Raw genomic sequence first — 21,273 nt, forward strand, 5'->3', positions numbered from 1 at the left:
ACGAACCGTCCTGCTAGACCGGTGAAGCTTCGCTGGTTAACAACTGGTCGACTTCGTTGCTTACGATCACGCCATAGTTAATCGCACCCAGCCAGCCACTCATAATGATTCCAACGCTGCCCGCGTGGTACATTCCGCCAATCTGATTGGGGAGGTCCCGACTGACCTGCAGCCCTTCGAATTTGGTCCCGAAACTGGCGCCCATTTCGTGCTGGGTGTAGTGATGGAATGTTCGCGGGGTTGCCGCTTCGGCGTGCCCGATTTTGTCGCGGACACCTGGGAGATAGCGTTCGAGCGCATCGATCGTTGTTTCCACCAAGTCCTGTTTGCTGGCGTCGTAGTCCTCGTCGCTCAAGTCGCTCCAGTCGGACCAGTTAGCGTTGGTGCTGCTGACGATCGCATAGCGTTCTTTCTTTTTCCAAGGACGCGTCCGCGGATAGTAAAAGCTGAACGTTCGCGACGTGATATCACGGCTTAGCAGTAGCTCTGTATTAAAGTCTTTGGCGGTACTGGTGAAGAACAAGTCACCGGAGGACTCGTCGATTTCTTCGCCTTCTTTTAGTGCCATGTAAACCTGGGTGCTGCTGTTGTTTAAACGCACCGCACGGGTTTGGTCGACGTAATTGCGATCGAGCTTTTCTTCCCCGATCATCTTTAGAATGGTGGTACGGAGGTTCGCATTGCTGACGATCGCACGGCAGCGAATTTTGCGTCCGCCGACTTCGACCGCACTGACACGACCGTCTTTTAACTCGATCGAATCGACTCCCGAATTGATGCGAATGTCGACGCCATTGGATTCCAGTTCCTTTTGCATCCGTTTGACCAAGTCGTCGGTACCGCCTTCGTATATGTATACGCCTTTGCTCATAAAATTACTGAAGACGATTCCATAGGTGATGGCGGGGTCTTCCAGTGTCGAGCCGTTGGCATAAGTGATCGGTTCCATCAACAACCGAACAATGTCATCTCGGCCTGGGAAAAAGCGTTCGAACAGTTGCCCGGTCGTCGTCGACTGGTCGTCGTAAAAATTCATTCCCCGTGCGGTATCGAAAAAGCTTTTTACGTTTTCCGGTTGCTGCCCAAACCGTTCGACCAGCAACCGCGAGAAGTCTTCACGATCAAACGTTGTTGTCAGCGAAAACTGGGGGTTATCGAAGCGGATGTTCTTTAGCTGAACAATTCGGTCGGAGATCTCACGGTTCCAATAACGGCGGCACGACTTGATCATCCCATGTGGAAAACCGTGCAGCGAGATATCGAACGTGTGTCCCCCGGGCCGCAGGAACCAGGTCGCGAGCCCACCTAATTTGTAGTGCTGTTCGAGCAGCAACACGCGGTGACCGGCGCGGCCAAGGATGTTCGCGCTGGTCATACCAGCTAAGCCACTACCGATGACGACAACATCGTATTCGTCTTGAACGCCTTTTAGGAAATCACGCGGCATGTTGAAGCGAGCGGTTCGGAGAAAACGGAGAGGTGCGATCGATGGAAAGAAGCAAAAACTGTTGATGACGCTTTCGATCAAGGCCGAGCTTTTCCAGATCGATCGAACTAGATTGGGCCGACGTCCGGCTGCAGTTCGGCAAAGACGCCGATCATGTCTTCGTCGGGCGGCCGGTCACCGTACAACATCATCGCCCCTTCGCCAACCAACACACGCTCGTCTAAAAGACGAATTGTTTGGCCGGAGGACCGAATTGTGGTTGTTTGGGGGATTCCGGAGGCCAGCCAGTCGTGTGAACCGCGAAAAACCTCGATCTGTTCGGTCGGCAATACCGTGGCAATTCGCCGCCTTTGATCTGTTGATTGTCCTAAGGCGGCGATCTTCCAGCGGTCGTCACGTGGATCCTTCATCACCCGTACCAGCAGCGTCGACTCGCCAGGCGAGATCGGAACGGCGCCAAACCAGCTTGGTGCCGTCGCCCCGCGGGGCCACATCGAACTGTAAACGAGCCGATACTTGGATCCAGTTGGGATTCGCACACGCAGGCGATAGGTCATCGGTTCTTCACTCGCTAATCGCACCGCCGCAATTTGCCCCGCCTCCGTCGGTTCTAAATAGCCCACTTCGTTTCGCAACCGGGTCAATTCTCGTTCGGCCTCACGCAACCGAATCGTCGTGATGACAAAGCCTAGTGAGAGTGCAACCAGCGCGAGTAACCCGAGCAGGTTGGCTATCGAAAACTGGTGCCGTATCGGACGCGGTGCCTTAGGTTTCGTTGCGAATTGTTGTTCAGACGCATCGACCATCGATCAGGCCAACGCGTTTGCGACAACCGCCCGCGACTTTTCCAGCCCTTCGCGGGCGACTGCCAAGGCGTCACGTTTCCAATAATCTCGATTGAATAGTTCGAGCGAGAACGTGCCACGAAAACCATTGTCGACCAGCGAACGGATGATCGACGGCAAAGGGCAGACGCCGTCTCCCGGGAAAACACGGTGTTGATCGGAAATCGATTCGCGGGGCGGATCGGCGGGGTAATCGTTGATATGGAAGCAATGCATCTTAGAACTCTCAATCATCGACAAACCGGCAAAGTCGCTGCCGCCTTTGTAGATGTGATAGAAGTCTGGCAAGACGCAAGCGAGTGGATGACCGGCCTCGGTCGCGACATAGGCGAGTTCACCAAGCTTGCTGAGTGTGGGCGAGAAGCCCCAGAGCTCAAGCTGTGGTGCGACGCCCGCCTGCTGGCCGACCTCGCACAGTTGTCGATAACGTTCGGCGATCGTTTCTAGCGGTGGGGATGGGCCGCCGCCTCGGTGGGCACCGACCGGTGGTGCTGCGATCAGTTTGCCACCGATTCCCGAAACCAAGTCCATGTCATGCTTGGCTGTCTCTAATCCCTTTCGGCGTTCACTATCATCGTCTGAAATCCAGTTTGCAAACCCGATCGCGCTCGCTACGGACAGTCCTGCGTCATCGATTCGCTTCTTTAGATCGACCAATTTGCCGCCTGCCGAAACGTATGCCTGCAAGTCTCGGATCCAGGGCTCGATCCCGTCGTAGCCAGCTTCGGATGCCACACGAATTTGTTCTTCGATCGGAAGTTTCTGGCCTGAAATCGTGCTTGTGTTCAGTGCAAAACGCGCCGGTAGCGTCGTTGGTTCTTCTTGAGCAGAAACGATCGAGTGGAAAGACAGCAAACCGGCGGTCGCGGCGGAAGACAAGAAGAATTGGCGTCGGTTGGTCATCGGTATGGTGGGGCCCGGGGCGGCAAAACGGAGAAAGCGAAATCCAATGCAAAGGAATTGGCTTATTCTAACCACTGGGGCGACTAGCGAGAGCCTAGCTGAGGCAGTGAAAACAGGCGGACTTTCTGATCAGCAGGCGATGATTGCGAGATCGGATAACGCCGCGGTCAAGCAGCTCGCGGCGAGTGCGGTTACCTAGCCAGCACGTACAGCCGGCCGGCGCGGCGAATGTGATCCGTCGGTTTGAGATTCGGGCTTCAATATTGGCCGCGCAACAGACGACGCTGCTCGGCGGGAAAAACGCGATCTCTTTCTGCTTTCGCTAGCTCGGCAAGCCGAGGTGAAAGTTTGCTGATCGCAAGTTGATAGATATCGAATGCTGCCGACCGTTTCCCGGCCCGGTACTGTGACCGGGCATATCGAACGAGTGCCTTACCCTCGGCATCGGGATCCGATTGGTCCCGGTCGCGAGACGTTCCGCCGGGCTGCCTCGGCGGCTTCAGTGCATCGCGGGTCGATTTCGGAACGGCAGAGCCTGTGACGGGCCTTGTCGGCAGACCACGAAGTTGTCGGTCGATCGCATCGTGGTCAATGATGGTGACGTGAACTGAGGAATCGCCGGTCGAACCGGTTGCCGAGCCTGCTCGCTGGCCAAACCCACGACGGGTAATGTTTCCGCTTCCAACGGATCGGCTTCGGGATGCTGAACGACGGACGCTGCCGAGTGATGTCGCCCCCTGATCGGGAACCACGACGCTGCCTGAGTAGCGAAATGTCTGGAAGGAGGGCAGTTGTATGGTCTGGGCAGTGGCAGCCGCGGTAAACAAGAGCGTTCCGACGGCAATAGTGATGAACCGGAACATCGAACAAGGCTCCTGACTCGTCGTTTTCGCATTCGTCCGTGATTCTCGGTGTATCGCAATCGTAAGTTGACAGGTTCGTTAAATTCGAAGCACTGATCGTGGTTACTTCAATTCTTCCTTTATCTTGTCGCCGAAGTTTCGGTTGAACTTACGCACTTTGTCAACGACGACTGCACGGCAATAGCCATAGTTGGGATTCTTGCGGAAGAAATCTTGGTGATATTCTTCGGCCGGATAGAATGTCGTTGCCTTTTCGAGCTTGGTCACGATCTTGCGATCGAATTCGCCGGAGGCGTCAAGTTTCTTGATGTACTTTTCGGCCGCTTCCCGTTGCTTTTCGTCGTGATAGAAAACGCTGCTTCGGTATTGTGGCCCCTTATCGGCGCCCTGTTGGTTCAAGGTTGTCGGGTCATGCGTTTTGAAGAAAACTTCCAATAGTTCTTCGTACTTGACCTTCGACGGGTCATACCGCATTTCGATCGCTTCGGCGTGACCGGTGGTTTTGCTGCATACCTGTTCGTAGGTTGGATTGGGGACGTGTCCACCGATGTAGCCGCTGATCACATCGCTGACGCCTTCCATGCGTTCGAAGACCGCTTCGGTGCACCAGAAGCATCCGCCGGCAAAGGTCGCGATGAGCTGTTCGGGGTCTTCCGTGGACTGTTCTGATGACAACGTTGTGGCTCCATTGGCTGGTGGTTCTGCCGAAACCCTTGCGCCGACCAGGACGCCGATCGCAAGCAGAAGAAATAGAATCCACCGCTCCAAATAGCGTTCCTTCGGTGTGATCGCGGTGGCGTGGGCGGTGGGTTTCATCTTGATCCTCGGGTTTGGTTTACCGTCGGGTTGCGGACGGAGGGGCGACGCACGAATCGTCGGCATCTCAGTATACGCCCTGGGACAGTCGTCGTGAAATCGTAGAATGGCGAAGGCGAACTAGATTCCGCCCGTTTCGGCAGGTTCTGCCCTGCTTTTAAGCCCGACGTTGGACCGCACGAGCCACTATTTTTGTGAATGATTCACCCCCAGGAAATCCGACTTCTGCGTTTCCATATTTTGACTTGAGTCATCATGTTGCCGATGACGAGATTGACGCCCAGCAGCACGTTCATAACCTGCGTTATCTTCAATGGTCACTTTGGGCAGCCGGAAAACACACCGCGGCGATCGGTTGGGACGCCCAAGAAGCGCTCGCTAGAAATGTCGGTTGGGTCGTTCGAGAACACTCGATCCAATACCGCGTCGCGGCGTTAGCCGGCGATGACATCGTCGTTCGGACGTGGGTCGCTGATTTACAGCGGTTCGCGTCGCGGCGAAAGTACGTGATCTTCCGACCGGCCGACCGCGCCGTGTTGGCGCGGATTGAAACCCGCTGGGTGTTCGTCGATCTTCAGCGGCACAAGGTGATGCCGATACCGGACGAGGCTCGTCAGTCATTGACGATCCTCGATCAGCCACCGCCGCTTCCGTGGGAAAACCAGGATTAGTTGAACGCGTCTTCGATCACTTCGCGGCTGTTGCGAGTGCCGAGAGCGCCGATCACACCGAAGGGGCTCTTTTCGCCTTTGGTCACCGCGTCGCGTTGGCCCGCCGATTGGTTGCCACTGTCAATTGAATCGGTGATAAACACGACTGCACCGTCACCGAGCAAAATATGGGCGCCGCCTTGGTGCAAACTGCTGATCGACCAGTTCCCCGGACTCGATTCGGTAAATTGGCTGATGCAAAGCTCGGTGTTCGGCGCCCGGTTAGTCGTTACACCGGTGTAGATTGCCGAGTAACTCGCCCAGTTGTAACCCCGGCGGGTCCCGGCTTCGATGGTGCCGGGATAGGGAGATCCGTCGTTGTTCAGCGGGTTGTGAGCTGGGAAGATCGAGGCGTTCCAGAACAAGGGGCGTTCGGGGTCGATCAAGTTTGCATTCGTCCGGCAAGCCATCGTCCCACTACCGGAGCTAAGTTCGACGTCAAAGCCATCAACGTTGGTGACGTTGAATGCCGCATGCGTGCGTGTTTCGCGGACTCCCATGTCGGTCATGATTTCACCGCAGCAAATCGTGTTCGAAAGACCGTCTTTGACGTCGGCGAGTTCCATCTTCTTACGTGGCACAAACATCCCGCGTAGCCATCGTTTAACGGTCGCCTCGGTCGTGGGAAGCGGATCGCCATAATCACCCAGGTCTTCGTTGGTCAGTCCCAGGGTCGCGCCGACGGCGCTGTCGCCCAAACACGCCGCATAGTTGGTTCGCGCCAGTGCCGGCAAACCAGTGCCGGGATCGCTAGGGCAACGCAGCATCGGGATCTCGGTCACCCACGGCGTGTAAAGGTAAACGCCTGCCTGCGGTCGTGGCCCCATCGCGGGGAAGTCTGGTGTGCCATTGCCATCGATATCCAATGGTTGTGAGATTTGATCCCACAATCCCTGCTGCTCGATAAACGGTAGCAGTCCGACCAAGAAACTCAGGCTTTTTTGGTTGGTCGTTGCGGAATAGTGCCAGATCTTTGCGGGGCTTCCCGAGAACGGATCCAGTCCCGTTCCGTCGCCCTGCATCGGCAAGCGTTTGTAGGTGGTGTGGTAGTTTTGAACGGCCAAACCGATTTGGCGAAAGTTATTGCTGCAGCTCATCCGGCGTGCCGCTTCGCGGGCCGCTTGAACGGCGGGAAGCAGAAGCCCAACCAGAATTCCAATGATCGCGATCACGACCAATAGCTCGACGAGTGTAAAGCCGGCGCGGTTTCGTCTAGACATAGACGTCTCCCAAGAAGGAATGATTTTGAACGAAATGATTTTTGAAAAGAACAAAAGGGCTGGATCATTCTCCAGCCGAAAAACGGTCGAGCCTAAGCGTCTGCGTCTCACCAGCGGCACGTCTCTTATTCAAAGCCGTGCGTCCGCGATCGGTGAACGAACTCAATTCAAGTATGCGATTCAGCCCCGACTGCAGGTTTTACCGACCGACCGCCAGGGGCTAGGTTCGGCGACCGCGATGAAACTCGCGGGACCGATCGGATCATCCCAAGTGAAGTTGAAACGCAGGTTTAGTCGAACACCGCGTGCAGATGAATGACTACTTCTTTCCGGATGCGCCTCCGGAGTTCAATTTCTCTAGCTCCTGATCACTTGCTTGATACGGATTGTCCTCCGGAGCTACTTCCAACACGCCACCTTTATGTCCGCCACATCCAGCCAGCCCCGACAAACTTAGCAGCCCGATGGAACACCCCAACAGGAAATGTTTCATAGATTTCGATCTCAAGAAAACAGAAGCAAGAGGATTGATAACACCGGCGGAATCGTGAATCGTTCGGATTACCGCGCAAATCTGACGCCCTATCACTGTACTATAGCCGCTGGTCCCCCACAACATTTGAGCTCGGTCGCAGGGCCGGATCGTGGACATGCATCGTGGACATGCAATGCCGGATCGAATCGACCCGCTTAGTAATCCGCTCCGAGAGGCCTGCGGTTACGCTTCGTTGTCGTCAGTTGGATATGAAGCCATACCCATTCCGGCCGACTTGGCGGTTTGGGGAATTCACGCGCCCCGGGGGGAGTCCGCCTCCGGGCCCATGTGCGATCTGAGCATGAGGTGAGGCAAAACGCTTCTCGAAGCGTTAGCGAAGCTTTTCGGCCAAAAATTTGGCACTCGGCCCCGCCATTTGCTCGGCCAACGTTTCCGGAGTTCCTTCGCCGGTGAGGTGGCCGCCGGCACTTCCGCCCTCGGGTCCCAAGTCGATGATCCAATCGCAGCACGCCAACAGATCAAAGTCGTGTTCAATCACGACCACCGTGTTGCCGGCATCGACCAGCTTCTGCAGCACATCGATCAATCGTTTCACATCGACAAAATGCAGGCCCGTGGTCGGTTCGTCCAAGATGTAAAGCGTTTTCCCGGTCGATACCCGAGCCAGCTCGGTCCCCAGTTTGATGCGCTGCGATTCACCGCCGCTAAGCGTTGTGCTGCTTTGTCCCAGGTGCATGTATCCCAGGCCCACCGCACGCAGCGATGTCAATAAACGCAACACTTTGGGGACGTTGACAAAGAACTCGCACGCTTGATCGACATTCATCGCAAGCACGTCAGCGACCGTCGCGCCTTTGAATCGGACTTGCAGCGTTTGCCGGTTGAAACGCTTGCCGTTGCAGCGCGGGCAAGTCACATACAGGTCGCTCAGGAAATTCATCTCGATCCGTTCGACGCCGTGGCCTTTGCAAAGTTCACAGCGTCCGGCGGCCGAATTAAAACTGAAACGACTCGCCGTGAATCCGCGCGTCTTGGCCTCTCGTGTCGCCGCATAGACTTTGCGTATCTCATCGAGCACTCCGCTATAGGTTGCCGGACAAGACCGTGGTCCTCGACCGATCGGAGCTTGATCGATCGGTATCAACTTATCAACCAAGTCTGCGCCTTCGAGCGATTTGAACTGGGTCACCGAGTCCTTTCGAACCGGCAACTTCTTTCCGGTTTCCAGCTTGTGTTGAAGCGCAGGGAGCAGAGTTTCGCGAACGAGGGAACTTTTTCCACTGCCCGAAACGCCGCTGACCCCGATCAGACATCCGATCGGGAACTTCACGTCGATGCCCTTTAAGTTGTGCGTCGTCACCCCGCGCAAAACCAGCGTTTGTTCGCTCCGGCGTCGTGTCTCGGGAATCGGAACACTGTCGGCGCAGGAGAGATACCTACCGGTAACACTGTTGCGATTCGCTTGAATCTGTTTGGGCGTTCCCTGGGCGATGATTTCACCGCCTCCGGCGCCTGCCCCCGGACCGACATCGATCAACCGATCGGCCGCACGCATCGTGGCTTCGTCATGTTCGACGACGACGATCGTATTCCCTTGACGTTGAAGTTCACGTAGGCATTCGATCAGTCGATCATGATCGGCCGGATGCAAGCCGATCGAAGGTTCATCGAGCACATAACAAACCCCGACCAGGCCGCTGCCAATGCTGGTTGCCAAGCGAACGCGTTGTAGTTCGCCACCGGAAAGCGTGTCGGCGGAGCGATCGAGTGTCAGATAGGGTGCGCCGACTCGTTGCAAGAACGTCAAACGTTTCGAGACTTCGCGTACGATCGGCTGGGCCACCGCTTTGTGCAGCGCCGAAAAGTGACTGCCGGGGCCTCCTTCATCGGGTTGAGCATCGCTCGCGTTGCGTTCCAGAGTATTCATCCATGCCAGGGATTCGTTGACGTTCATTGCCGTCAGTTCGGCGATCGAGATGCCTCCGATCGTCACCCCCAACGATTGACGCTTTAATCGCGCGCCATCACAGTCGGGGCAAACACGTGGCGAAGTCTTCGCGTCAACGATTCCCAGTCCATCACAAGTAGGGCAAGCACCGTAGGGACTGTTAAACGAAAACGAACGTGGTTCGATTTCATCGATGCTTGCGCCGCATTCAATGCAGGCCATCGACGTACTGTGAATTTGATCGACCCAGTCACCCGATTCTGATTGAACCGCCGAAGTCACCAATCCTTCACCCAGACGCAACGCGAGCGTGAGCGAATCTGCCAATCGGGATTCGACCCCTTCACGTATGACCAACCGATCGACGATCGCTTCGATCGTATGATTCTTTCGAACGGCAAGTTCGGGAACATCGTCAAGTAAGTAAACTTGTCCGTCGACTCGCGCGCGAACCAACCCGGCCACTTGAATCGACTGCAGCACATCACGATGGGCTCCCTTGCGGCCGCGTACCATCGGTGACAGCAACATCATCTTGGTCCCGTCCGGGGACGCGAGCAGGGTTTCGCGGATCGCGTCGGGTGATTGACGGTCGATACTGGCTCCGCAAGCGGCGCAGTGGGGTGTGCCAACTCGGGCGAACAACAACCGCAAGTAATCGTAGACTTCGGTGACCGTCGCGACGGTACTCCGGGCACTCGTCGAGCCGCCTTTCTGATCGATCGCCATGGTCGGTGCTAGACCGTCAATCCAATCGACATCCGGGCGAGGAAGCGAATCGAGAAACTGACGCGCATACGCGGACAGGCTATCGATGTATTGCCGTTGTCCTTCGGCAAACAGAGTGTCAAAAGCGAGCGAACTTTTACCGCTCCCGGAAACGCCGGTGATGACCGTGATCGCGTCGCGCGGGATGTCGACATCGACCGACTTCAGATTGTGAACCCGGGCGCCGCGGATCCGAATGCTGTTCGCGGCGCTCGCGCGTTTCTGTTTCCTGGCGGTCGATTGCTTTGCAGTGGCGGAGGGGGGCACTAAAGTTAAGCCTAGTGTTTCGTCGACATTTGAAATGAGAATTAGCCGGATGGTGTTGGCTACGGTTTCTGTGCAGGAACCGGGGGAAACGCCCGTCGTCTAATGCTCCGCCTCCAAACATTTACTTTAGACGGTACTGTAGAACGTCGGGGCAAGATGCGAGCTGGCGACATCTGCGTTTTAAAATAAAAGCCGCCGTCTGCCAAAGCCCCTACCGGCAGTCAAGGGAGCGTTGACCTCGCGCGCGACAAGCCGAGGCCAGTTCCGGAAATCGTCCGATGCGGTTTGAAAGTCACGTCGCAGCCGCCGTTCGGTGGCGGGACGCCTCAAACGACATGCGATCTCTCGATGGACTGAGTCCCTACCGGTTGAGGCGAAATCAAGCCGAGAAGCTGGCTTTAGGCTGCTTTGGCTAGTTTTGCCAGCCGTTTGGCGACACGAGGTGGTGGGGTTCTCCAGCGTCGATGAAGCCACCAATACTGCTCGACCGCCTCGCCGACGCTTTCGGCAAGCCGACGATTGTACCAGCGAGTCAAAGTGTGCACCGTTTCGCAGTGGCCTTCGGGATCGTCCTCCGGGTCGGCCACCCCCAGACTGCCGGACTCGAATTTCATTGGTTGATGGTCTAGCCGTTTGGTGAATCCCGCCAGCATCGGCGCACCGCTGCCGAGCGAGAACAACGGGAGTGCTTTATGACAAGACGCGTGCACACCAAGAAAACGCTCCCAGCAACCTTTCGGGCCGGCATGTTGGTCGGCCAAGATCGCCAGCATCCCGCCGGCGGAGAGGTGTTGATCGACTTCGACCGCACATCCATCCTTGTCCAGTAAACGCTGTCCCTTCGCACTGCGAAACCGCTCGACCCAGCGATGTAAATACGGATTGTCCAGTGTTCTGGCGATCGTCGTTGCTTCACAGCCCATCAATCCTGCCGTGTAGCCACCGATTTCAAAGTTCCCAAAGTGTCCCGAGACCATCACCACCGGCCTGCGTGACAAACAGGCTCTTAGAATGTCGCGCTGGTTGCGAAAACGTACGTACTCGGTCCAGTTCGTCAGGTGCAGTCGACGGCCGGCCCAGGCAATTTCGCAAACCATCAAGAGCAGCGAATGCCACATCGCAAGTTCCAACGCACGGCGTTCCGAACGCGTCGCATCAGGAAAGACCTGGGCGAGATTATTGGCCGTCGTCCGATGTCGTATGCGAAACACTCTCGCCGCGAACCATGCCAAGCCTCGGCACATCGAATCACCCATATCCAGAGGCATCGTTTGCACGAAGGCCACGAACAGGCGGACGAAGATGTAGGCAAAAAAATGAGACGCGGTTTGGATGAATGGTCGGATCATCGGTCAGAAGAAACGGATGCGACGAAGGTAAGAACGTCCGTCGGATGGGGATCGGGGCAGCAAAATTTCAATCCGAGCACGATCCCTTAGGGAGTCCCCGCGACCTCGTGAGCGAGTCCATCCTGAGACCGTCGGTAGGATTCCAATATATCGGTGATTTGTCCCAACTGATCGGTCGTAGTTGCTGATAGGTCCAGGAATAAGATGCGTCGTTGCCCGACTTGGCACCACCCCGGTTGCTGGTCTTCGAGCACCATCCGTCGCACATCAAACCCCATTTGCTTGGCTTGGCCGAGGGCAAGGCTCAGTCGTTGAGCAACATTTAATCCATTCGTTCTCGGGGCTCGTTCGAGTGGCATCCTGCTCCTCGTGGTTCGACGTTGACGGGGGCGTTGGTCGGTCGCGGCTGTTGCAAACATCGTTCGCCGCGGTTCTCACTGATCGAGACGTGGCTCGGTTTCGCTAGCAATACAGTAAAAACTTTTCCGATTGCGGGACCCAGTGTGACCTGGCTGACTTGCAAGACACGGGGGACTCGTGAAGCACGGAAAAGCTGCACTTACGCACAAACGTCAGGTATAGCAACGGTGGTCTGCCGGACGATAGATCAAGTGGTGCCGCGATCAAATGACCGCACAGTGCTTCAACGCGACGGCGATTTCGCTTGATCGCCACGGCGGTTCGGGGCGGATGAGATCCGATCGCCCAGATTCTGACCGGGATTACGACGCGGACACCGAGCCAAACCGACCAGCCTTCCGACAGCCTTAGCGGAAACGAATGACTCAGCCAACGCCCCAGTCCGTCTCGCCGATCACTTCCCATCGTTCTCATGCGGCGACGACGGGAGCGTCCGAGGCAGAGTTAATCGAACAGATCGGACAACTGAAAGCTCAGTTGCGTCAGAACCAAGCGATGGCTTCGTTGGGCGAATTGACCAGCACGGCCACTCACGAATTTAACAACGTGCTGATGACGGTGATCAACTACGCCCGACTCGGCATCCGCAATCGCGACGATGCTTCGCGTGACAAAGCACTTTCTAAAATTCTCGAAGCTTCCGAACGCGCCGCGCGAATTACATCGACCATTCTCGCCCAGGCACGCAATCGCTCCGACGCGATGGAGCCGACCGATCTGGTCGCCCTCGTACAGGACACGATGGTCCTGCTTGAACGCGAGATGAACAAATATCGTGTGAGTGTCGCGACCGAGTTCGCCGAGGGCACCGCGAAGGCACTCGCCGCCGGAAACCAGATTCAACGCGTGCTGTTAAATCTATTGATCAACGCCCGACAAGCGATCGGTGAAGGTGGCCAGTTGGTCGTCGCGGTTCGGAACAGCGATGACGGGGAGCACGTCGAAGTGATGGTGCGTGATAGCGGCTGTGGCATCGCCCAGGAAACACTGCCTAAAATCTTCCAGCCGTTTTTCTCTACCAAAAGCGGGCCTGATGAATCAGGAAAAGGCGGTACCGGGTTAGGGTTGTCGGCGTGCAAAGAAATCATCGATTCGCACAACGGCAAGATTCGTGTCGAAAGCAGTGTCGGCGTTGGCACCGCATTCACCATTCGGCTTCCTAAAGCCAGCTAGTGCTCGGTCATACCAAGTGTTTGCGGTTGGCTTTTCAGCCGCCAGATGCCGGTCCTGGTTATTGCTCGGGAACCGTGGCTAACGCCGTGCGGCTGATTCTCATTCCAGATGCTAACGAAACACTCGCGTTCGTTCGCTCGTTCCGGTCGTTGCCTAACGAATTTCGAAGGCGACTAGGTCGTGCGTCGATCTCGAAGTCGACGGACCGCTTTTTGGGCAAGTTTCGGCAACGATCGCTGGATCATTTTCCCTGAACACTCGGCGTCCTTTTTGGGGCGTACGATAAAGTCGTAACCGGTAGGAATACGATCCTGCTGGGTTCGGAATGATTCTCGGATCAAACGCTTCCAGCGATTGCGAACGACCGCATTGCCGGTTTTCTTCGGGATCGTTACGCCCAATCTTCTGTCCGACCGGTCTTGAGTTGACGACGTTTTTTGGGCGAGCAATGCTTCTTGAGGAATCGCGAAGACGACCAAACAGTTGTCGGCGGCACATGTCCCACGTCGCAAGATCAGCGTGAACTCGCTTCCTCGAGTCACACGTTTCGCCTTCGGAAACGTGTGGCGACCGCGGGCAGTGTTCGTGGTTATTTTGGCCATCGATTCAATGCGCACTACAACTTGATCTGATCACGCACCGATTGCGGATTGCGTTCGGCGAACGTCTTGATCAATTCTTGAGACGTTTCATCGACCGATTCCGGAACGCGAACTTGCAGTTGCACGATCAAGTCGCCGGGTTGTCCCGATTTGGGCTGAATCCCTTGACCCTTCAGACGCAGCTTGCGCCCGCTACTGCTACCGGCGGGAATGTTCAGCGCGACCGAACCGGCGGGCGTTGGCACGTCGACTTTGGCGCCCAGCACAGCTTCGCTGATGGTGACAGGTAAAGTCAATTCGAGGTTCTGGCCGTGCCGTTTAAAATGTTGATGCGGGGTGGTTTTGATGATCAAAATCAAGTCACCGCGGGGACCACCGTTGGGCGACGGACTGCCTTGTTCGCGGAGACGCATCTTGGCACCTTCGGCGACACCCGGTGGAAGCGTGACGGCCAGCTTCTCGCCGTTAACGTAAAACTCGGTCTCACCGCCTTTGATGACCAGTTCCAATGGCAGCTCAAGTTCGTGCCGAACGTTCGCGCCTTTTTGCGGGGCCCGCTGACGTGTGGCCGCACCGCCAGCGTTTCTTCCGCCCGCGGCCCGGCCGCCGAGAATCTGTTCGAAAAAATCTCCGAAGCCGCCTTCGAAGTTGAATCCCCCGGCTCCGCCGCCGCTTCCGGGGCGAGCACCACCGCCGCCGCCAAAAATTTGATCGAGGTCGAGTCCGTCGAATCCACCGGGCGAGGCACCCGAATAACCGCCACCGCGGATCTTTTCAAAGTCCGAGCCATAGCGATCATACGCGGCGCGTTTCTCGTCATCGCTTAAAACGTCGTAAGCTTCTTGAATCCGCTTGAACCGGTCTTGCGCGTCTTTGCCGGGGTTTTTGTCCGGGTGATATTTTAGCGCGAGTTTTCGGTGCGCTTTCTTGATCTCGTCCTTCGACGCGTTTCGGGATACCCCCAGGATCTGATACAGGTCTTCTGACACGATGAATTAACACTATGCGGTTGAATGGAAGTCGGCCAAGCGTCTGGCTCGCCTTTTATACTGCAAGGGAGACAATCTTGGCAGGACAATCAAAACCGACGAGTCAAATGCAATCTTTGCGCCAGTTGCGGACATCCGCCGTTTGTAAACACCGCGTTTGTGCGAGACACGGCTTTCGGCAGTGTCTGTTTTATTCTGTCGTCGTGTTGGTGACGTTTGTATCGATCACCGGCTTAGGCGCGGGGCGACTCTGGGCGGCGGGCGGAACGTTAACGCTGAATCTTGTCGATGAGACGACCGACGAGCCGGTGATTTCTCGAGTGGAGTGTTTTCGTGTTCAGCCAGGCAAACGCGATAAGCCGATGCCGATTCGGCAGACCGTTGATGCGGGAATGGGGGTCGTTGTTGATCGTTCGGTACTGATGGAATTACCCGACGGTGCCTATCGTTTGCAGATTATTCGTGGTCCCGAATACCGCGTCGTCGGCGCAAGTTTTTCGCTTGAGAAGACCAGCTTGGATGAAAAAACGGTTGCGCTTCCGCGAATGATTGAAATGAAACGCGAAGGCTGGATGTCGGGAGATTGCTGCGTCGTTCCCAGCTCGAATAGTTTGCCGCTGCGTATGGCGTCCGAAGATTTGCACGTCGTAGCGGTGCTGGAGGATGTGCCTGCCAAGCCGATCCCGCACCGTGATTCGGATGAACCGATCGAGCACACGCCGACTTGGATTCGCAGTGACGTTGTATCCGCCGAAGGTTTGATTTTCTACGGAGTCGATGATGCCTTTCGATCTGAGATCGCTGCGGCGAAGTCGTCAACCGAAATGTTGGTCGCGGCATCTCGGAGCGAGCTTGCTGGTCAACTAAAGGTCGGTGTGGAAAACCCGTTTGCTTGGGAGTTGCCGGTGTGGTTGGCCAGCCAGAAATTGGACGGATTGTTTGTCATGGGCGATTGGTTGCGACTGGACAAAACGATTTATCAGGTTCGTGACGGTCGCGGTGAGCAAGCATTTTCTCTTCGCGAGCCGACACAGGTGGGGCGTTATGCCGAGCAAATTTATCGCCATCTCCTTGATGCCGGTATCGATATCGTCCCGCTCGCCGGCGGTGGTGATGATTCCGCGGGAACGCCGGTTGGGTACAACCGACTTTATGTAACCAGTCACCATGAAGCGACGAACGAAACCGGTGTGTCGCGGCCGGTCCTGCCGACATCATCACGGCAATGGTGGGACGGGGTTTGGCAGGGTCGCAGCGTGGCAACGAATGGACCGTTGCTGCGTCCACTGGTCGCCGGAACACTTCCGGGTCATGTGTTCGAAGGTCGGACCGGCGAAGTGCTGCAGTTGCACCCCGAATTAAACCTGACAGTTCGTGATCCGGTCGACTATTTGGAAGTGATTTACAACAACCAAGTCCATTACAGCGCGCGGTTGGATGAATTCGCCGAGGCTGGTGGAAGAATCCCGCCGATCGAAGCAAAGCAAAGCGGTTGGGTCATCATGCGGGTGCTGACGCTGCACGAGGGCCATTACCGGGCTGCGATGACCGCACCATGGTGGATCGAATTCGACGGAGAACGCAGAGTCAGCCAAGCGAGTGTTGAGTTTTTTCGCGCTTGGTTATCGGCGTATGAAAAGCGACTCGCGCAAACGCAGCCCGAGGCGATTGATCGAGAAGCCCCGTTCGTTCGCGCCGCCCGTCGATTTTGGACACGGCGCGCCGAACAGTCGAAGCGATGGACGGGGAGTGCGGTCGCGAAGTGACCGTCGCCTGTTGTCGCCCGTCCCGAAAGCCGCTAACCCGTGCGGCTCCGTTGCATTAGTGTTCCGCCTAGACCGAAGGTTCTGGGGCACTCGTTAGCAGACGGGGATTGGTTTCGGAGATTGCACCCAAACCGCGGCTAACGCCGTTCGGCTGATGGGGAAACCGCGGCTAACGCCGTTCGGCTGATCCTCATTTCAGGTATTGGCGAAGCACTAGCCGTCGTAGCGACCGACAACGATGCAGGCGTTGTGGCCTCCAAAACCAAAGCTATTGCTCATCGCGAGTTTGACTTCCTTTGAGGCCGCGACATTGGGGGTGTAGTTGAGGTCACACTCGGGGTCTTGGTTGTCCAAGTTGATCGTTGGGGCGATGGTTTGCGTTTCGATTGACTTGCACAAGATCACCGCTTCGATGCCACCGCTTGCGCCCAGCGAGTGACCGAGCGCGCTTTTCGTGCTACTGACGGTTGTCTTGAAGGCGTGTTCGCCGAAGACGCGTTTAATAGCTTTCGTTTCGGCGATGTCACCCAGTGGGGTGCTGGTGCCGTGGGCGTTGATGTAGTCGATTTGTTCGGGGCCAACGCCGGCGTCGGCCAGTGCCGCTGACATGGCGGCGGCGGCACCGACGCCATCGGGATCCGGCGCGGTGATGTGTCCGGCGTCGCTGGTGGTCCCATAACCGAGGACTTCACCGTAGATGTTCGCACCACGTGCGATGGCGTGATTGAGTTCTTCGAACACCAGAACTCCGGCACCTTCACCGAGGACAAATCCATCACGATCCTTGTCAAATGGTCGGCTGGCCTTGGTCGGTTCTTCGTTGCGCATCGAGAGTGCTTTCATGTTCTGAAACGCGGCCAACCCCATCCGGGTCAGAGCGGCTTCGCTGCCGCCGGTGATCACGACATCGGTTTCGTTCAGACGAATGCTACGCAGGGCGTCACCCATCGCGTTGGTGGCGCTGGCACAGGCCGTTGCGACGGCGTAGTTGGGGCCCTTCAATCCGTACGTGATCGAAATATTACCACCGGCCGCGTTGACCATCATCTTTGGAACGGTGAACGGACTCACTCGGGAAGGCCCTTTGGTCAGCATCCGTTCGATTTGGTTTTCGATTTCAACCAAGCCACCGATACCGCTACCGAGAATCACACCGCAACGAGTGCGGTCGATCGCGTCAAAATCCAACTTCGAATCGTTGACGGCTTGGTGGCCGGCGTGGACGGCGAACTGGGTGAATCGGTCGAGGCGTTTCTCTTCGCGTGGGTCGGTGATCCCTTCGAGAGAGAAATCGTAGACTTCGCCAGCAAAATGGACTTTGTATTTTTCGGTATCGACCAGCGTGATTTTTCCGACGCCACTTTCGCCCGCCGTCAATCGTTTCCAAAACTCTTGGACTTCGACGGCAAGGGGAGTGACGACACCGACGCCGGTGATCACGACGCGACGTTCACCTTTGTAAACGGTGGGAGTCGCGGTGGACGAATTAGATTCCTGGGCCATCGTGCTGCCTGCAAGAAAGAAATCGCTTCAGGTTAACCAAGTGCCGGCGGGGTGACGTCCGGCAGTGTGCCTGAAAAAAAGAAGGGGAATTTGGCATCGAAATCGGGCGATGAGCACACCTTTAAATGGCATGGCACATCGCCCGTCGCGAGTTCGGTTGGACGCGGTTTGCTTACGCGTCGTCGCCTCGAGCGTTTTCGATGAAGTCGACCGCTTCGCCGACCTTTTGGATTTTCTCAGCGGCTTCGTCAGGAATGCTGATGTTGAACTCTTCTTCGAGTTCCATCACCAATTCGACGGTGTCGAGCGAGTCGGCGCCCAAATCGTTGACGAATGAGGTTTCACGGGTGATTTTGTCTTTTTCGACGCCAAGCTGTTCAGCAACGATGTCGACCACGCGCTCTTCGACGGTAGCCATAAGCGGTTCTCCAGTTTGTTATGTTCTTTAACAGGGAAGTTCGAATGGGAGGTGGTGTGTTCAGAGCGATGCCTGGCGAAGTGCCAAACGGTGACTTTGAACTTGGGTCAGCCGATGGAGCCCATGGACGCCTCGTTGATTCGCCGAAAAGATAGGGGAAACAAGCAAAAGGCGTCAATATCCCGGGGCCGACTATGCTCGACTTAAGCGGTCAGTTCGCAACTTAGCCGGTCATTCCGCCGTCAACGACGATGGTTTGGCCGGAAATATAACCTGCGTCTTTCGAGGCCAGGAACAATACCGCCGCGGCCACGTCCTCGGGATTTCCGACGCGTTTGGCGGGAATTGTTTTTTTGACTTCTTCAAGGATCGCGGCGGGGATCGCGTCGGTCATTTCACTGGCAATGAAGCCAGGTGCGACCGCGTTGACGGTCACGCCCCGATTGACGAGTTCTTTGCTCATCGTTCGCGTCATGCCGATCATCCCGGCCTTGCTGGCCGAGTAGTTTGCTTGGCCGGGATTGCCCATCAGGCCAGAAATGCTGGCCATGTTGATGATCCGGCCGTACTTCTTGCGTCGCATGATGCCAGCCGCGGCACGGCAGCACACGAAGCAACTTGTCAGGTTGGTCGCGATCACGCTGTCCCACTCTTCGTCACTCATCCCACGCATCGTTTTGTCGCGGGTGATGCCGGCGTTGTTGACTAGGATGTCCAGGCGGCCGTGGTCTTCGGCGATTTTCTTGATCGCCGCGTCGGTCGCTTCGCGATCGGTCACGTCGCACGCCACGGCGATGCCTTTTCCGCCGGCCGCTTCGATCTCGCTAACCGTTGCCGCCAGCTTATCGGCATTGCGTGCCAAGCAAGCGACGGTCGCCCCGTTCATTCCCAGGGCAACGGCGACTGCCTTTCCGAGCCCCTGCGAGGCACCGGTGACGATTGCAACCTGATCGGTCAGGTCGGCTTTGAGACTCATTTCCATGGCGGGCATTTGGTGTTTCTAAGTCAAGGAATGTGTTGCCTAGATCGGTTTCTAGGCCGGCTCTTCGGATTTGGCCATCAGCCCTTTGCTGAGGCGTCACCGCGGCGTTCGCGACAATTTCGGTTCAACAACCGCAGCGAACGTCCGTCGGCTGAGTAAGTCGAACCCGAACGTTTGGTCTAGGCGGCGCACTAGGATTCGTCACCGAACCCGTCGGTCGGAAGCTTGCGTTGGATTCGTTTCAGTGTGCCACGAAGGACTCGGCCCGTACCGGTTTCTAGGAATCCACCGATTCCGTCGTCAATCATTCGCCGGATGGAGGCTTCCCACTGAACCGGTTCGGTGACTTGGCGGCTGAGTAATTCGCGGATCTCGTCCGCGGATTGGTGTGGTTGTGCGTCGACGTTGCTGTAGACCGGGATCTGGGTGTCTTGCATAGGCATCTCGGCCAGCGCGGCAGTCAACTTTTCGACCGCCGGTTGCATCAGCGACGTGTGGAAAGCTCCCGCGACACTCAGCCGGATGACCTTCATCGCCTTGGCTTCCAGGGCCGCTGGTTCGAGTCGATCGAGTGCGGTGGTGTGGCCAGAGACTGCGATGTTGCCGGGGCAGAGCAGGTTGGCCGGGCGAAGAACCTCGTCATCTTGGCGAACTTCGTCGCACAGCGTGGTGAGTTTATCGAGGTCCATGCCGATCACGCTCGCCATGCCGCTGCGTACGACGTCTGCGGCGGCTTGCATCGCTTCGCCACGTCGTTGGACAAGGCGAAGTGCGTCGGCAAATTCAAGTCCGCCGGCGAAGCAAACTGCGGTGTACTCGCCCAGGCTCAAACCGGCCGCCGCGGTGACTTTCTCCAGTCGTTCGGGGTGTGCCTGTTGCAGTACGCGCGCGGCCGCCATCCCAACGGTGAACAAGGCCGGTTGGCTAAATTCGGTTTGGTCCAGTTTCTCTGCCGGGCCTTCCTGACAGAGTTCGGCGAGGTCGTAGCCGAGGACTTCACCCGCCTGGGTGAACAAATCCTTGGCGGCGGGGTAGGTCTCGCAGAGCCATTTGCCCATGCCGACAGCCTGGGCCCCCTGTCCGGGAAAAAGAATCCCGACAGCATCGACGTCCATTGATGTATTGCCACTAAGAGGGAGGGAAGCACGAACCCGCCTGCGACGCACGCTCATTTGGCCCCGTCGCACCGCTGGCATGCGGTCTTTCATCGGGAGATTCCTCGGGCAAGCGACGGGACTGCTCGCTGCCATTTGCGGCGCGAAACAATTGCCCCGTACGCCCAAGGCGAACTACAACGCGGAAGCGTCGCCATCGCACGTCGGCCACAGCAGAAAGGCTGCGACGCGGTCAACACAGGCCGACAAGCGATCGGCTGCGTTCATCGATTTTTTCAGTACGCCGATGTCGCGTTTGCGGCGACTACGGTCGTTAGCGGATTACTCGTCGCGGGGCTCGACCACGGTCCGGCCCATGTAGTACCCACACTTCGGGCAGATCGTGTGCGTCGGCACCGGGCTGCTGCACTGGGGGCAATATCCGATCTGACGTTTTTTAACGTGATCGTGGCTGCGACGCTTGCCGGTTCGACTATTACTGTGTTTTCGCTTTGGGACAGCCATTGCTGTGTTTAAATAAAAGGAGGAGACGTACTGTCTGTTGTGTTTTATTTGGCCCAGCAATGTAGAAATACGTTCTCTACTTCGTCAATGCACGATTGACAGAAAGTCATTGCTTTCGCCGAGATCTGGCAAGATCGGCTGCCAGGCGGGGGCCTCCCGCTTTGCCTCG

General features: G+C 56.8%; 20 protein-coding genes. 3 read left to right on the forward strand and 17 right to left on the reverse strand.

The genetic code is table 11. From position 1 onward, the window contains the following. Positions 1 to 13 precede the first annotated feature (13 nt). The 5 genes from FYC48_RS22685 to msrA all read right to left on the reverse strand — a co-directional run bounded on the left by FYC48_RS22685 (position 14) and on the right by msrA (position 4,874). Positions 14 to 1,447, reverse strand: a complete 1,434-nt coding sequence (locus tag FYC48_RS22685; RefSeq protein WP_149499073.1) for a phytoene desaturase family protein — start codon at positions 1,445 to 1,447, stop codon at positions 14 to 16. A gap of 107 nt (positions 1,448 to 1,554) precedes the next feature. Next, positions 1,555 to 2,253, reverse strand: coding sequence for a hypothetical protein (locus FYC48_RS22690; protein ID WP_149499074.1), 699 nt, complete (start codon positions 2,251 to 2,253; stop codon positions 1,555 to 1,557). Positions 2,254 to 2,256: 3 nt separating this feature from the next. Continuing rightward, complete coding sequence (locus tag FYC48_RS22695; protein WP_149499075.1) at positions 2,257 to 3,195, reverse strand: sugar phosphate isomerase/epimerase family protein; 939 nt, start codon at positions 3,193 to 3,195, stop codon at positions 2,257 to 2,259. Between the two features lie 257 nt (positions 3,196 to 3,452). Then, a complete protein-coding gene (locus FYC48_RS22700) occupies positions 3,453 to 4,058 on the reverse strand; it encodes a hypothetical protein (RefSeq protein ID WP_149499076.1) in 606 nt (201 codons plus the stop codon). A gap of 102 nt (positions 4,059 to 4,160) precedes the next feature. Next, a complete protein-coding gene (gene msrA / locus FYC48_RS22705; RefSeq protein WP_149499077.1) occupies positions 4,161 to 4,874 on the reverse strand; it encodes a peptide-methionine (S)-S-oxide reductase MsrA in 714 nt (237 codons plus the stop codon). 194 nt (positions 4,875 to 5,068) lie between these two features. Between msrA and FYC48_RS22710 the strand changes: the two genes are divergently transcribed. Further along, positions 5,069 to 5,545, forward strand: a complete 477-nt coding sequence (locus tag FYC48_RS22710; RefSeq protein ID WP_149499078.1) for an acyl-CoA thioesterase — start codon at positions 5,069 to 5,071, stop codon at positions 5,543 to 5,545. On the opposite strand, the gene FYC48_RS22715 is transcribed toward FYC48_RS22710, so the two are convergent. The 5 genes from FYC48_RS22715 to FYC48_RS22730 form a co-directional block, all read right to left on the reverse strand. Then, a complete protein-coding gene (locus tag FYC48_RS22715) occupies positions 5,542 to 6,804 on the reverse strand; it encodes a DUF1559 domain-containing protein (RefSeq protein ID WP_149499079.1) in 1,263 nt (420 codons plus the stop codon). The two genes, FYC48_RS22710 and FYC48_RS22715, sit on opposite strands and share 4 nt — an antisense overlap. Before the next feature lie 319 nt (positions 6,805 to 7,123). Next, positions 7,124 to 7,297 carry a hypothetical protein gene (locus FYC48_RS27965; protein ID WP_160149717.1) on the reverse strand — a complete coding sequence of 58 codons (174 nt, stop codon included), beginning with the start codon at positions 7,295 to 7,297 and terminating at the stop codon, positions 7,124 to 7,126. Positions 7,298 to 7,670: 373 nt separating this feature from the next. Further along, positions 7,671 to 10,283, reverse strand: coding sequence for an excinuclease ABC subunit UvrA (gene uvrA / locus FYC48_RS22720; protein WP_390622160.1), 2,613 nt, complete (start codon positions 10,281 to 10,283; stop codon positions 7,671 to 7,673). Positions 10,284 to 10,681: 398 nt separating this feature from the next. Continuing rightward, complete coding sequence (locus FYC48_RS22725) at positions 10,682 to 11,632, reverse strand: lysophospholipid acyltransferase family protein (protein ID WP_149499080.1); 951 nt, start codon at positions 11,630 to 11,632, stop codon at positions 10,682 to 10,684. A gap of 86 nt (positions 11,633 to 11,718) precedes the next feature. After that, positions 11,719 to 11,991: a hypothetical protein gene (locus tag FYC48_RS22730; RefSeq protein WP_149499081.1), complete on the reverse strand. Its 273-nt coding sequence runs from the start codon at positions 11,989 to 11,991 to the stop codon at positions 11,719 to 11,721. A 421-nt stretch (positions 11,992 to 12,412) separates the two neighbouring features. On the opposite strand from FYC48_RS22730, the gene FYC48_RS22735 reads away from it, so the two are divergent. Next, positions 12,413 to 13,225, forward strand: coding sequence for a sensor histidine kinase (locus FYC48_RS22735; protein WP_149499082.1), 813 nt, complete (start codon positions 12,413 to 12,415; stop codon positions 13,223 to 13,225). A gap of 173 nt (positions 13,226 to 13,398) precedes the next feature. Here the strand turns inward: FYC48_RS22735 and rnpA are convergent, their stop codons facing one another. After that, positions 13,399 to 13,827: a ribonuclease P protein component gene (rnpA, locus tag FYC48_RS22740; protein WP_149499083.1), complete on the reverse strand. Its 429-nt coding sequence runs from the start codon at positions 13,825 to 13,827 to the stop codon at positions 13,399 to 13,401. A 14-nt stretch (positions 13,828 to 13,841) separates the two neighbouring features. Continuing rightward, positions 13,842 to 14,816 carry a DnaJ C-terminal domain-containing protein gene (locus FYC48_RS22745; RefSeq protein ID WP_149499084.1) on the reverse strand — a complete coding sequence of 325 codons (975 nt, stop codon included), beginning with the start codon at positions 14,814 to 14,816 and terminating at the stop codon, positions 13,842 to 13,844. Between the two features lie 107 nt (positions 14,817 to 14,923). On the opposite strand from FYC48_RS22745, the gene FYC48_RS22750 reads away from it, so the two are divergent. Next, a complete protein-coding gene (locus tag FYC48_RS22750; RefSeq protein ID WP_149499085.1) occupies positions 14,924 to 16,582 on the forward strand; it encodes a CehA/McbA family metallohydrolase domain-containing protein in 1,659 nt (552 codons plus the stop codon). Between the two features lie 213 nt (positions 16,583 to 16,795). Here FYC48_RS22750 and fabF read toward each other — a convergent pair whose 3' ends face one another. The 5 genes from fabF to rpmF all read right to left on the reverse strand — a co-directional run bounded on the left by fabF (position 16,796) and on the right by rpmF (position 21,104). After that, positions 16,796 to 18,085 carry a beta-ketoacyl-ACP synthase II gene (gene fabF, locus FYC48_RS22755; protein WP_149499086.1) on the reverse strand — a complete coding sequence of 430 codons (1,290 nt, stop codon included), beginning with the start codon at positions 18,083 to 18,085 and terminating at the stop codon, positions 16,796 to 16,798. A 172-nt stretch (positions 18,086 to 18,257) separates the two neighbouring features. Next, on the reverse strand, positions 18,258 to 18,503 hold the full coding sequence (locus tag FYC48_RS22760; RefSeq protein WP_149499087.1) for an acyl carrier protein: 246 nt from the start codon (positions 18,501 to 18,503) through the stop codon (positions 18,258 to 18,260). 223 nt (positions 18,504 to 18,726) lie between these two features. Continuing rightward, a complete protein-coding gene (gene fabG / locus FYC48_RS22765; protein ID WP_149499162.1) occupies positions 18,727 to 19,485 on the reverse strand; it encodes a 3-oxoacyl-[acyl-carrier-protein] reductase in 759 nt (252 codons plus the stop codon). 191 nt (positions 19,486 to 19,676) lie between these two features. Next, positions 19,677 to 20,600: an ACP S-malonyltransferase gene (gene fabD / locus FYC48_RS22770; RefSeq protein ID WP_149499088.1), complete on the reverse strand. Its 924-nt coding sequence runs from the start codon at positions 20,598 to 20,600 to the stop codon at positions 19,677 to 19,679. Between the two features lie 321 nt (positions 20,601 to 20,921). Next, on the reverse strand, positions 20,922 to 21,104 hold the full coding sequence (rpmF, locus tag FYC48_RS22775; RefSeq protein ID WP_149499089.1) for a 50S ribosomal protein L32: 183 nt from the start codon (positions 21,102 to 21,104) through the stop codon (positions 20,922 to 20,924). Positions 21,105 to 21,273 lie beyond the last annotated feature (169 nt).

It is taken from the genome of Roseiconus lacunae, from assembly GCF_008312935.1.
In the GTDB taxonomy this organism is placed as follows: Bacteria; Planctomycetota; Planctomycetia; order Pirellulales; family Pirellulaceae; genus Stieleria; species Stieleria lacunae.

Coding starts and splice junctions, on each gene's coding strand:
- FYC48_RS22715 (WP_149499079.1), bottom strand. CDS start 6,804: ATGTCTAGACGAAACCGCGCCGGCTTTACACTCGTCGAGCTATTGGTC.
- msrA (WP_149499077.1), bottom strand. CDS start 4,874: ATGAAACCCACCGCCCACGCCACCGCGATCACACCGAAGGAACGCTAT.
- FYC48_RS22730 (WP_149499081.1), bottom strand. CDS start 11,991: ATGCCACTCGAACGAGCCCCGAGAACGAATGGATTAAATGTTGCTCAA.
- FYC48_RS22760 (WP_149499087.1), bottom strand. CDS start 18,503: ATGGCTACCGTCGAAGAGCGCGTGGTCGACATCGTTGCTGAACAGCTT.
- fabG (WP_149499162.1), bottom strand. CDS start 19,485: ATGGAAATGAGTCTCAAAGCCGACCTGACCGATCAGGTTGCAATCGTC.
- FYC48_RS27965 (WP_160149717.1), bottom strand. CDS start 7,297: ATGAAACATTTCCTGTTGGGGTGTTCCATCGGGCTGCTAAGTTTGTCG.
- FYC48_RS22690 (WP_149499074.1), bottom strand. CDS start 2,253: ATGGTCGATGCGTCTGAACAACAATTCGCAACGAAACCTAAGGCACCG.
- fabD (WP_149499088.1), bottom strand. CDS start 20,600: ATGGACGTCGATGCTGTCGGGATTCTTTTTCCCGGACAGGGGGCCCAG.
- fabF (WP_149499086.1), bottom strand. CDS start 18,085: ATGGCCCAGGAATCTAATTCGTCCACCGCGACTCCCACCGTTTACAAA.
- rpmF (WP_149499089.1), bottom strand. CDS start 21,104: ATGGCTGTCCCAAAGCGAAAACACAGTAATAGTCGAACCGGCAAGCGT.
- FYC48_RS22735 (WP_149499082.1), top strand. CDS start 12,413: ATGACTCAGCCAACGCCCCAGTCCGTCTCGCCGATCACTTCCCATCGT.
- rnpA (WP_149499083.1), bottom strand. CDS start 13,827: ATGGCCAAAATAACCACGAACACTGCCCGCGGTCGCCACACGTTTCCG.
- FYC48_RS22700 (WP_149499076.1), bottom strand. CDS start 4,058: ATGTTCCGGTTCATCACTATTGCCGTCGGAACGCTCTTGTTTACCGCG.
- FYC48_RS22725 (WP_149499080.1), bottom strand. CDS start 11,632: ATGATCCGACCATTCATCCAAACCGCGTCTCATTTTTTTGCCTACATC.
- FYC48_RS22685 (WP_149499073.1), bottom strand. CDS start 1,447: ATGCCGCGTGATTTCCTAAAAGGCGTTCAAGACGAATACGATGTTGTC.
- FYC48_RS22750 (WP_149499085.1), top strand. CDS start 14,924: ATGCAATCTTTGCGCCAGTTGCGGACATCCGCCGTTTGTAAACACCGC.
- FYC48_RS22695 (WP_149499075.1), bottom strand. CDS start 3,195: ATGACCAACCGACGCCAATTCTTCTTGTCTTCCGCCGCGACCGCCGGT.